This is a genomic window from Clostridium beijerinckii (assembly GCA_003129525.1).
In the GTDB taxonomy this organism is placed as follows: domain Bacteria; phylum Bacillota; class Clostridia; order Clostridiales; family Clostridiaceae; genus Clostridium; species Clostridium beijerinckii_D.
Genome location: CP029329.1, coordinates 2,124,182 through 2,135,741 on the forward strand (window position 1 = coordinate 2,124,182; position 11,560 = coordinate 2,135,741).

Genomic DNA, 11,560 nt, shown 5'->3' on the forward strand with positions numbered 1-11,560 from the left:
TAAAAACTAAATTTAATAATAATTATGAATTAGTAATAGTACATTATGTATTAATAAGTTAGAATTAAAAATTGATTCGGAGGTATATTTTATGAAACTTCTTTTAATAGGTGCAGGTGGTAGAGAACATGCTTTAGCTTGGAAACTTGCAAAGAGTGAAAAGGTAGAGAAAATATTTGTTGCACCAGGTAATGGTGGAACTGCAATTGAAAATAAATGTGAAAATATAAACATAACTGATATTGATGAGTTAGTTAAATTTGCACAAAAGGAAATTATTGATATTACAATAGTTGGGCCAGAAGATCCTTTAACAAAAGGGATTGTTAATGAATTTAAAAAAGAAGGATTAAAGATATTTGGACCAGCTGAAAATGGTGCGAGACTTGAAGGTAGTAAAAGCTTTTCTAAGGAATTTATGAAAAAGTATGGAGTTAAAACTGCAGAGTATGAAAAATTTACAAATGTAGATGAGGCATTAAAATACCTAGAAATTTGCCCATATCCAACAGTTGTAAAAGCTGATGGACTAGCTGCTGGGAAAGGCGTTGCTATATGTGTAAATAAAGAAGAAGCAATAAATGCAGTAAAATCTTATATGATAGAGGATATTTTTAATGGAGCAGGTCAAACAATAATAATCGAAGAATTCCTTGAAGGGGTTGAAGCTTCAATTCTTTCTATAACAGATGGAAAGGCAATAATTCCATTTATATCAGGAAAAGACCATAAACAAATATTTGATGGTGGCACTGGACCTAATACAGGTGGAATGGGAGTTTTAGCTCCAAATCCTTATGTTACAGAAGATGTGATGAAAGATTTTGAAGATAATATAATGGCTAAAACTTTAACAGGTATTCGTGAAGAAGGATTTGATTATAAAGGAATAATCTTCTTTGGTATTATGATAACTGAAAAGGGAACTTATCTGTTAGAGTATAATGTTAGAATGGGAGACCCTGAAACACAATCAGTTCTTTATTTAATGGAAAGTGATTTAGTAGAAGTTATTGAAGCTGCACTTAGAGAAGAATTAGATAAAACTATTATTAAGTGGAATGATGGAGTTTGCATAAATGTAGTTTTAGCATCAGGAGGATATCCAGGAGAATTCGTTAAGGGATATGAAATAAAAATAGATGAAAAAGTAAGAGATAAGGTATTTTTAGCTGGAGCTAAAGCAGAAGATGGAATTTTAAAGACAAATGGTGGTAGAGTATTATCAGTTGTTGGTCTTGGAAAAACTGTAGAGGAAGCCAGAATTGACGCATATGAGAATATTAAATATGTAACTTTCAAAGATGCATATTGCAGAACCGATATAGGAATTCATAGATAGATTATTTTTTTATGACGTTGCTACAAAATGATTAAAAAATCAATGAGTAGTAACGTCTTTTTTATATTTAAGTATATTATATATTTCAATTGGAAATTAGTTAATTAAATAAATATAATAAAGATTTAATATTATATACATTGAATTAATTATTGATTTTAACTGTAAATAATTGTATAATAACTAATAGATGTAATTGATTTCAAATTCAAGGAAACTGTGATTCGAATATTTACGTGGGCACTTTATATTCGATGAGTTAATAGTGCAACCGACCTTTTTATAAGGTCGGTTTTTTGTTGTTAGGTACATGAAAATAAATAACAAGTCCAAAGGTTGCCATGAATATTTTTCATCAGGCAAGGAGATGAATTGCCCTCATAGAGATTCTATTAGGTCAATTTGCCGACTCAGCATGATGGAAAACAGGCGGGTAAATGGAAATATAAATTCAAAATTAAAATTGAGGTGTGATTTGTATGGGTATTTTCAATATGTTAAAAAAATATGATGAGTATGGATTTGATTCAAAGGGATTTCATAGAAATGGTACAAAATTTAATGAAGATGGATTTAATGAAATTGGAATTCATAAAAACGGCACATGTTTTAATGACGAAGGATACAGTATAGAAGGATATGATAAAGATGGATATGATAAAGAAGGATATAATAATGGAGGATATAATAGGGAAGGATATAATGCAATGGGATATAATATGAAGGGATATGATAAACAAGGCGAATTTTTAGAAACAAAATACAAATGGAAAGTAAAGTAGAAAGATAATAATCATTATATATTGGAATATTAATTTATAAAAGTTGGAAGGGAATTGAAACAAGGTTGAGAAAGATTATATATTTAAAAAAATCAAGAAAATTAATGGTTGGTATTTCACTTATAGCTACAATATTATTTACATCTACAGGTGTATTTGCTGCAAATAATATTACATCAAATTCTATAAATAAATCAAATAAATTTGCTGTATTTGTGTCTAATGATGGGCTATATATGTCAGAGCTTAAAGATTATAATCCTGTTAAGCTAGATGAAGGAACACAAATCAAGTTACCTGTAATATCTAGAGATGGTTCATATGTTGCATATACTAAAAGTGATAATTTGGATATTTGCAATATTAAGACTAATGAAAAAGAAGAAGTTGCAAAAGATATAGAGTCATATGATTGGGATAGTAAAGGTGAGTTAATTTATTCTACAAAAAATACAGGAATATCAATGTATAACACAAATACAAAAAAATCAATCAATATTATTAACAATGAATATAAGTATTATAATATTAATTGTGATAGTAAAAATAAGATATATGCTAATAAGGAATATAGATACACTGAAGGAAAGTATTTGAATGGGAAAGCACTTGGTATAATTAGTTATGATTTAGACAATAAGTCAGAAAAACTTATTTTAGAAGGAAAAGCACCAACTGATAAAGAGATTGGAAAAGAACATACAAATTCTGAAATACTTACATCGCTTGGATCAACTCCTACGATTTCTCAAGTATCAAATGATGATAAATACATTTATATTTGGAATAAACCTAATTCAGCGTCAACAGCATCAGATATCACAGAATTTGCAATATATGATATTGTAAATAATAAGTTTATAGAATTTAATAATGATAATGCCTATGCATTAGCATATAAAAATAATATTTCACAAAATCCTGTAGATAGTAGTCTTGTTGCATTGAATTCAGGGACTGGAAGAGATATGTATTATAATAAAACTTTAGGAATTTTAAATACAAAAACAAATACATTTATAAATTTATCTCCTGAAAATCAAGTTTCAATGACACCATGTTATTCTGAGGATGGAAAAAATATTTTGTATTCAGGAGCTAAGATGTTAGACAATATAAACATTACGCAAAATTTAAAGATTTGGCAAAGTGAACCTCACAATATTTATGAAGTAAGCACAGAAACACAAAAAATAACACAAATAACTAATGGAAAATATTTTGATTTTGCACCTAAATATTTGTCAAATAATGAGATCCTTTTTGTAAGAGGAGATGGAGATTCATTTAGTTTGTGGAAAACAAAAGATGGAGTTGAAACTAAGCTTGGAGATTCATTAAGTTTTAATAAAGAATATACAAATAGTTGGTATTATGGACATTATAAAACTGAAATGGTCGTGGATGTATTTAAATGAAAAGTTATATTGTAGGAATTTAGTGTGCTAAATTATAAGAAAGAAACCAAACTCTAATTGTATTAAAGTTTGGTTTCTTTCTTATAATTGTATATTAAACATATTCAAAAAATAACAGGTTAGTATGTGAGTTTATTTTAGGCCATACGCCTTATTCTAATTTCTATATTTAACAGTAGATAAATCTGATACATGATCATACTCTATTGCTTCATTATTATATAAGAATTTTACACCATCAATCCATTCACCTCTAGATTTGTTATTAGATTGAAGGAAGTTTTCAATTAAAGTATTTGATGTTACTGCACCACCAGTTGAACCTTGGAATTTTGGTACCCATTTATTGGTGCCAGAATCAGCTAAATTTATAGTAGCGACTTTCTTCCCATTCACTGTATCTATAGATTTAACTTCAATAGCTAATTTATCAAATCTCTTTTCAGAAACTGTTTTTGATAATTCTTTCAATTTATCTTCTAAACTTAAACTTTCATCTACTTCAAGGGTACTTGATTCGTTAGGTTCTAAAGAATTTTCATCTATAGTATAGATAGAAAGCTTTATCTTATTTACCTTTGCCTCTTCTTTAGATGTATCAGAAGAGCTATTGCTGTCTTTATTTTGTTCTACAGTAGTATTACTATTGGAACTATCGGAACTATTAGTATCCTTAGGCTTTGTAGTACAAGAAACCATTGTAATACTTAACATTAAAACTGTAGCTAAAATTAATTTTCTAGTCATAATATGTACACCTCCTATATTATGGAATATTCCATAAATAATCTTAATTAATTATATCATATAGCATTTGAAAATAAAAGTATGCTTACATATGGAAGAAATTGAAAACTATTTGACAATGGATTTTTAGTATAGTATATTTTGATTATCAAACTATTTGATATTAAAACTTTTTTAGCTATACGTATTTTTAAGATGAAATAATCATCTTATATTTTTGTTTAATAATAAAATAATCATATTCAAAGGATAAGTAACTATATTATGTAGTGATTTTCATATGATGTTGCATTAGCATTCTGACTTGATATTTTTTTGAATATGCCTAAATGCAAAATATAAGTTTCATATTTAAAAAGGTATTTTTTTTAGAGGCCAAACTGGAGAGTGCAGATGAATGAATAAATCAACAATGATGATTAATGAACTTTTGGTGCAGTTATTTAATGAAGTTTTACAAATTGAAGAACAGAGTTTAAAAAATGGTATACTTTCAGATCTTTCAGTAACAGAAATACATACAATAGAGGCTATTGGAATGTATAGCGAAAGAACAATGTCAGAAGCAGCTCAGAAATTAAAAATTACTGTAAGTACTTTAACAACTGCTATAAACAAATTAATAAAAAAAGGATATGTAGAAAGAAAAAGAATAGAGGAAGATAGAAGAGTTGTGTTAGTCAAATTAACTAAAAGAGGTAAATTAGCTCTTAGACTTCATCAAAAATTTCATGGAGAAATGATAAATAACGCAATAGAAGGATTAAGTATGGAAGAGGAAACAATTTTAATTTCCTCTTTAAATAAATTAAATGACTTTTTTAAAGAAAAATACGAACTGGATTAAAGAAAAATATAAATTGCAATAATAAAGGAGAATACTATGATTAATGTTAAAATTTCTGGAATTGGTGCATATTTACCACCATTAGTAGTTACAAACCACAAAATCAGTGAATTTGTTGAAACTAATGATGAATGGATAGTTCAAAGAACAGGAGTTAGTGAAAGAAGAATTTCAGAAGGCGAAGATACATCTGATATAGCAACAAAAGCAGCTAAAATTGCTCTTGAAAGAGCTGGAGTTGATGCAAAAGATTTGGATTTAATAATAGTTGCAACTATTAGTCCAGATATGTTTATACCATCAGTTGCGTGTTTAGTACAAAGCAACTTAGATGCAGATAATGCTGCGTGCTTTGATATAAATGTTGCATGTTCAGGATTTGTATATGCATTAGAAATAGCAAATAGTATGATGCAGTCTATGAACTATAAAAATGCATTAGTAATTGGAGCAGAAGTTCTTTCAAAGGTAACTGATTGGACAGATAGAGGAACTTGCATTCTGTTTGGTGATGGTGCTGGAGCAGCTGTGCTTAAGCAAGATGAAAAAAAGGGAATTATTAAATCATATTTAAGATCAGATGGAAAAAAAGGAAATGCTTTAACTATAGGAGCAGCTGATTTTGATACTCCTTTTTCTAAAGAAAAGGTATTAAAAGATAGATTAATAAGAATGAATGGTAGGGAAGTATTTAAATTTGCAGTAGGTGCAATAGAAGACGCTATAAATGAAGTTATTAAAGATACTAATGTTTCATTAGAGGAAGTTAAATATATAATTCCTCATCAAGCAAATTCTAGAATTATAGAATTAGCAGCTAGAAAATTAAATTTAAATATAGATAAGTTTTATATGAATTTAGATAAAGTTGCAAATACATCATCAGCAACAGTTCCAATAGCTTTAAATGAAATGTATGAAAAAGGTTTATTAAATAAAGGTGATAAACTTATATTAGTAGCATTTGGTGGTGGATTAACTTATGCCTCTACTTTAATTGAATGGTAAGAATATCAAAGTTTATGGAGGTATAAGATTATGTTGTTTGAAGAAATTAGAGAAGTTATATGCGAACAATTAGGAGTTGAAAATGAAGAAGTAAAGCTAGAAACAACGTTTGAAGAGTTAGGTGCTGATTCTTTGGATTTATTTCAAATAGTAATTGAACTTGAAGAGAAATATGATATACAAATAGAAGATGTTGAAGAATTAAAAACTATAAAAGACTCAGTAGATTATGTAGAAAAAATAAATAAACAATGATTTTAGAGAATATGAACTTATTTTTAACATTTTAGTAATCAATTGATAAATACAAGTTATAATAGTAAAATTAATTTCATGTAGCTTATTTTACCAAGAATATATTTAAGGTACATTTAAAAAAATTCCATTATTATGTTAAACATAGTATGGCAGGAGGAATTTGTTGTGGAAAAAAATAGAGTATGTGAACTATTAGAAATAAAATATCCCATATTTCAAGGGGCTATGGCAAGAATTGCAGATGCTTCATTAGCTTCAGCAGTAAGTGAAGCTGGAGGACTTGGAATAATAACAGGTGCAGCACCAACAGAATGGGTAAGAGAACAAATACAAAAAACTAAGAAAATGACTAATAAACCATTCGGTGTGAATATAATGTTGATGGCCGAAAATGCTAGTGAAATAGCAGACTTAGTATGTGAAGAGGGAGTATCTGTTGTTACAACTGGTGCAGGAAGTCCAGGGAAATATATGGAGAAGTGGAAGTCTCATGGGATAAAAGTTATTCCAGTAGTAGCTTCAGTTGCTCTAGCTAAAAGAATGGAGAAATCAGGTGCTGATGCAATTATTGCAGAAGGAACTGAATCAGGTGGTCATGTAGGTCAATTAACTACAATGACATTAGTACCACAAGTAGTGGATGCAGTAAGTATTCCAGTTATAGCAGCTGGTGGTATTGGAGATGGTAGAGGTGTAGCTGCATCATTTATGTTAGGAGCTGAAGGAATTCAAGTTGGAACAAGATTCTTAGTAGCTAAGGAATGTACAATACATCAAAATTACAAAGATAAAATATTAAAAGCTAATGATATAGATACAGAGGTAACAGGAAGACCAACAGGTCATCCTGTTAGAGTTCTTAGAAACAAACTTGCAAGAACTTACCTGAGGTTAGAAAAAGAAGGGGCGTCTATCGAAGAATTAGAAAAACTTGGTGCCGGTGGTTTAAGGAAAGCTGTTGAAGATGGTGATGTAGAAAATGGTTCCCTTATGTCAGGTCAAATAGCAGGACTTGTTAATAAAGAACAAACATGTAAAGAAATGATTGAAGAATTATTTGAAGAAGCAAATGAAATATTTAAGCGTTTTGGAGGAAAACATGAATAGTAATAAAACTGCATTTCTTTTTCCAGGCCAAGGAGTTCAAACTATTGGAATGGCAAAGGAACTTTGTGAAAATATACCAGAATGTAAAGAAATTTTAGATCGTAGTGAAGAAATTTTAAATATGCCTATAAAAAAAATGATGTTTGAAGGACCAGAAGAACTTATTACTTCAACAGAAAATGCACAACCATTAATTGTTGTTGCTTCTCTTATTGCATTAAAAGCATTAGAGATAAATGGCATTGAAGCAGATTATGCAGCAGGACTTAGCTTAGGTGAATATCCAGCGCTTATATATGCAGGAGCACTTTCTTTAGAAGAGGGATTACTACTTATAAAAGAAAGAGGAAGAATTATGGGAAGCGCCCTTCCAAAGGGTTTAGGCAAAATGGCTGCTGTCTTAAAGTTAAATGATGAAAAGCTAAAGGAATTATTAACTAGAGCAGGAGAATTTGGAATAATAGAAGGGGCTAACTTTAATTGCCCAGGTCAAGTAGTAGTTTCAGGTGAAAATCAAGCAATAGACGAAGCTGTAAAGATTGCAAAGGAACTTGGAGGTCTTGGAATTCCTCTAAAGGTTAGTGGACCATTCCATAGTTCACTACTTGAACCTGCAAGTGAAGAATTCTTTAATACTATAAAAACTGTAAATATTAAAGAAATTAATAAAACAGTATATTCAAATGTTAAGGGGCTTCCTTATGAGCCAGAAGATGATATTAGAGAGCTATTAAAGAAACATATAAGAACTTCTGTGCTTTTTGAGAAAACAATAAATCATATGATAGATAGTGGTGTAGATACATTTATTGAAGTTGGGCCGGGAAAAGCACTTAGGGGATTTGTTAAAAAGATCAATAAAAGTGCAAATCTTTTAAATGTAGAAGACATGGAATCATTACAATTAACAATTAACAGTTAATTGTACATTGTCAATTGAATTAAGGGAGGTAATTATTTATATGTTAAAAGGAAAGTGTGCTATAATTACAGGAGCATCAAGAGGACTAGGAAAAGCAATTGCTTTAAAACTTGCATCTCTTGGAGTAAATATAGTTTTAAACTATAGAAGTAGCGAAAAAGAAGCAATAGATGTTGAAAATGAAATAAAAGAAATGGGTGTTGAAGTTCTAAGTGTAAAAGCAGATATTTCTAAGTTACAAGAAGTTGAAAATCTTGTAGCAGTGGCTAAAGAGAGATTTGGAAATATTGATATTATGGTAAATAATGCAGGAATCACTAAAGACACATTAATACTTAGAATGAAAGAAGAGGACTTTGATAGTGTTATTGATGTAAACTTAAAAGGAGTATTTAATTGTTTAAAATCTATTACTCCAATCATGGTTAAGCAAAAACACGGAAAGATAATAAGCATTTCATCAGTAGTTGGAATTTCAGGAAATGCAGGTCAAGTTAATTATGCTGCATCAAAAGCAGGTATAATTGGAATGACAAAGTCACTTGCTAAAGAAGTTGGTTCAAGAGGAATCACTGTAAATGCAGTAGCACCAGGATTTATTGAAACTGATATGACAGATGCTTTAAGCGATAAAGTTAAAGAAGAAGCAAAGAAAAACATACCACTTAAAAGACTTGGAAGTGCAGAGGATGTAGCAAATGTTGTAGCTTTCCTTGCAAGTGAAAGTTCAGACTATGTTACTGGGCAAGTTATTCAAGTTGATGGTGGAATGTTAATGTAATGGAGGAAGAGTGGATTTATGGAAAGAAGAGTTGTTATTACAGGAATGGGAGCTTTAACACCCATAGGAAATGATGTTGATACATTTTGGAATAATGCAAAGAGCGGAAAACTAGGAATAGATTTTATTACTTTAATAGATCATGATTTAATAGAAGTAAAAATTGCAGCAGAAGTTAAGGACTTTGATGCAGATACTTTAATAGGTAAAAAAGAGTCTAAAAGACTAGATAGATTTGCTCAATTTGGTTTAGTTGCATCAGATGAAGCAATAAAAAATTCGGGAATAGATTTAGAAAAAGAGGATTTAGATAGATTTGGAGTAATGCTAGGATCAGGAATAGGTGGATTTGAAACTATTGAAACTGAATGTACTAAAATTGCTACTGGAAAATCAAAGAGAGTATCTCCATTTTTTGTTCCTATGACAATCATAAACTTAGGTGCAGGAAATGTAGCTATTAAATTTGGATTAAGAGGACCTTGTACATCAGCAGTAACTGCTTGTGCTACAGGAACTAACAATATTGGAGATGCATTTAGAACAATAAAGCATGGCTATGCAGATGTGATGCTTGCAGGAGGTGCAGAAGCGCCTATAACTAGACTTGGAGTTTTAGGATTTGGTAGCATGAAAGCATTAAATTCAGACAATAATCCAACTAAAGCATCTATTCCTTTTGATAAGGATAGAAGCGGATTTGTAATGGGAGAAGGTGCAGGACTTGTAGTTCTTGAATCTTTAGAACATGCACAAGCTAGAGGTGCAAATATTATAGCTGAAATCGTGGGTTATGGTTCAACTTGTGATGCATATCATATTACATCACCAGCTCCAGACGGTAGTGGTGCTGCAAAGGCAATGACAGATGCCATAGCTGAAGCTGGAATTAAGCCAGAGGATGTTTCTTATATTAATGCTCATGGAACTTCAACACCATTGAATGATGAATTTGAAACAGCAGCTATTAAAAAAGCATTTGGAGAAGCTGCATATAAGGTTCCAATATCTTCAACAAAATCTATGACAGGTCATCTACTTGGAGCAGCAGGAGCAATTGAAACAATAATATGTGCAAAAGCTCTTCAAGAAGGATTTATTCCACCAACAATTGGATATACTACTCCGGATGAAGGCTTAGATCTAGATTATGTACCGAATGTTGGAAGAAAAAAAGAATTAGAATATGCACTTACAAATTCATTAGGATTTGGTGGGCATAATGCAACTTTACTTCTAAAGAAGTGGAAGTAGTATTTTATAATGAATCATTAATAGTGAATGATGAATGATGAAGGATGAAGGATGAATGATGAGATTACAAAGTAATTTCTTACATAATCATTAATTATTCATCATTAGTCATTCATTTATTTAGAGGAGGATATATTTATGGAATTTGAGAATATTAAGGAATTAATTAATTTAGTTGATTCTTCAAGTTTAGCTTTTTTTGAGCTTGAAAGTGGCAATGACCATATAAAAATGGATAAATCATTGAGCAGAGGATTATCAGATAATAATTCGAGTAGTTTAAGTAATGCTAATGGGGGAAATAATGTAGATAATATTAATACTTCATTAAAATCAGTAGAAAAATCAGAAATTCATGTAGAAAAAAATGAAGATTTAAAAGGCACTGAAAAAGAGATAGTTATAGAAGACAAGAATACAGAAGTTATAACATCTCCAATGGTAGGAACATTTTATTCTTCAGCATCACCAGAGAGTCCAGCTTTTGCAGAAGTTGGGAATACAGTTTCTAAAGGGAATGTTATTTGTATAATAGAAGCTATGAAACTTATGAATGAAATAGAAAGCGATTTTAATGGAATAATTGTTGAACGTTTAGTTAATGATGGAGATATGGTTGAATATGGTCAACCATTATTTAAAATTAAGGGGGAATAGGCTTTGCTTAACATAAAAGAAATAAAAGAAATTTTACCACATAGATACCCATTTTTATTAGTTGATAGAGTTATTGAAATGGAACTAGGAGAAAAAAAGTTTGTAAGAGCATATAAAAATGTTTCTGCAAATGAAGAATTTTTTAATGGACATTTTCCAGAAGAGCCAATTATGCCTGGAGTATTGCAAATAGAAGCATTAGCTCAAGCAGGAGCAGTTGCTCTACTATCAATGGATGAATTTAAAGGGAAAATACCATTATTTGCGGGTACAAATAAAGTTAGATTTAGAAATAAAGTTGTTCCTGGAGATAAATTAGAATTATATTGTGAAATTATAAAAATAAAAGGACCTGTGGGTATTGGAAAAGGAATAGCTACAGTTGATGGAAAGACAGTTTGTGAAGCCGAAATACTTTTTGCTATAGGGTAGGTGAT

At 30.1% G+C, this 11,560-nt stretch carries 13 protein-coding genes and 1 riboswitch; of the genes, 12 read left to right on the forward strand and 1 reads right to left on the reverse strand.

Features of this window, described 5'->3' with window-relative positions; genetic code table 11:
* The first annotated feature begins 91 nt into the window (after positions 1-91).
* The 3 genes from DIC82_09330 (at position 92) to DIC82_09340 (ending at position 3,542) form a co-directional block, all read left to right on the forward strand.
* Complete coding sequence (locus DIC82_09330; GenBank protein ID AWK51211.1) at positions 92-1,342, forward strand: phosphoribosylamine--glycine ligase; 1,251 nt, start codon at positions 92-94, stop codon at positions 1,340-1,342.
* Between the two features lie 203 nt (positions 1,343-1,545).
* Positions 1,546-1,628, forward strand: a riboswitch (cyclic di-GMP riboswitch).
* Between the two features lie 193 nt (positions 1,629-1,821).
* Complete coding sequence (locus tag DIC82_09335; GenBank protein ID AWK51212.1) at positions 1,822-2,124, forward strand: hypothetical protein; 303 nt, start codon at positions 1,822-1,824, stop codon at positions 2,122-2,124.
* Between the two features lie 65 nt (positions 2,125-2,189).
* Positions 2,190-3,542, forward strand: coding sequence for a hypothetical protein (locus tag DIC82_09340; protein ID AWK51213.1), 1,353 nt, complete (start codon positions 2,190-2,192; stop codon positions 3,540-3,542).
* A gap of 156 nt (positions 3,543-3,698) precedes the next feature.
* Here the strand turns inward: DIC82_09340 and DIC82_09345 are convergent, their stop codons facing one another.
* On the reverse strand, positions 3,699-4,289 hold the full coding sequence (locus DIC82_09345) for a hypothetical protein (GenBank protein AWK51214.1): 591 nt from the start codon (positions 4,287-4,289) through the stop codon (positions 3,699-3,701).
* 397 nt (positions 4,290-4,686) lie between these two features.
* Here DIC82_09345 and DIC82_09350 point away from each other — a divergent pair, with 397 nt between their 5' ends.
* The 9 genes from DIC82_09350 (at position 4,687) to fabZ (ending at position 11,555) form a co-directional block, all read left to right on the forward strand.
* On the forward strand, positions 4,687-5,136 hold the full coding sequence (locus DIC82_09350) for a MarR family transcriptional regulator (GenBank protein ID AWK51215.1): 450 nt from the start codon (positions 4,687-4,689) through the stop codon (positions 5,134-5,136).
* A gap of 36 nt (positions 5,137-5,172) precedes the next feature.
* Positions 5,173-6,144, forward strand: coding sequence for a 3-oxoacyl-ACP synthase (locus DIC82_09355; GenBank protein ID AWK51216.1), 972 nt, complete (start codon positions 5,173-5,175; stop codon positions 6,142-6,144).
* A 30-nt stretch (positions 6,145-6,174) separates the two neighbouring features.
* The gene (locus DIC82_09360) at positions 6,175-6,399 is read left to right on the forward strand and encodes an acyl carrier protein (GenBank protein ID AWK51217.1); all 225 of its coding nucleotides are present in this window, start codon (positions 6,175-6,177) and stop codon (positions 6,397-6,399) included.
* Between the two features lie 168 nt (positions 6,400-6,567).
* Positions 6,568-7,509 (forward strand): enoyl-[acyl-carrier-protein] reductase FabK, encoded by a 942-nt coding sequence (gene fabK, locus DIC82_09365; GenBank protein AWK51218.1) that lies wholly within the window; start codon positions 6,568-6,570, stop codon positions 7,507-7,509.
* Positions 7,502-8,431, forward strand: a complete 930-nt coding sequence (gene fabD, locus DIC82_09370) for a [acyl-carrier-protein] S-malonyltransferase (GenBank protein ID AWK51219.1) — start codon at positions 7,502-7,504, stop codon at positions 8,429-8,431. The genes fabK and fabD overlap by 8 nt, the downstream gene beginning before the upstream one ends.
* Before the next feature lie 40 nt (positions 8,432-8,471).
* Complete coding sequence (locus DIC82_09375) at positions 8,472-9,212, forward strand: beta-ketoacyl-ACP reductase (protein ID AWK51220.1); 741 nt, start codon at positions 8,472-8,474, stop codon at positions 9,210-9,212.
* Between the two features lie 18 nt (positions 9,213-9,230).
* Positions 9,231-10,466 carry a beta-ketoacyl-[acyl-carrier-protein] synthase II gene (gene fabF / locus DIC82_09380; GenBank protein ID AWK51221.1) on the forward strand — a complete coding sequence of 412 codons (1,236 nt, stop codon included), beginning with the start codon at positions 9,231-9,233 and terminating at the stop codon, positions 10,464-10,466.
* 138 nt (positions 10,467-10,604) lie between these two features.
* Positions 10,605-11,123, forward strand: coding sequence for an acetyl-CoA carboxylase biotin carboxyl carrier protein (gene accB, locus DIC82_09385; GenBank protein ID AWK51222.1), 519 nt, complete (start codon positions 10,605-10,607; stop codon positions 11,121-11,123).
* Positions 11,124-11,126: 3 nt separating this feature from the next.
* On the forward strand, positions 11,127-11,555 hold the full coding sequence (gene fabZ, locus DIC82_09390) for a 3-hydroxyacyl-[acyl-carrier-protein] dehydratase FabZ (protein AWK51223.1): 429 nt from the start codon (positions 11,127-11,129) through the stop codon (positions 11,553-11,555).
* Positions 11,556-11,560 lie beyond the last annotated feature (5 nt).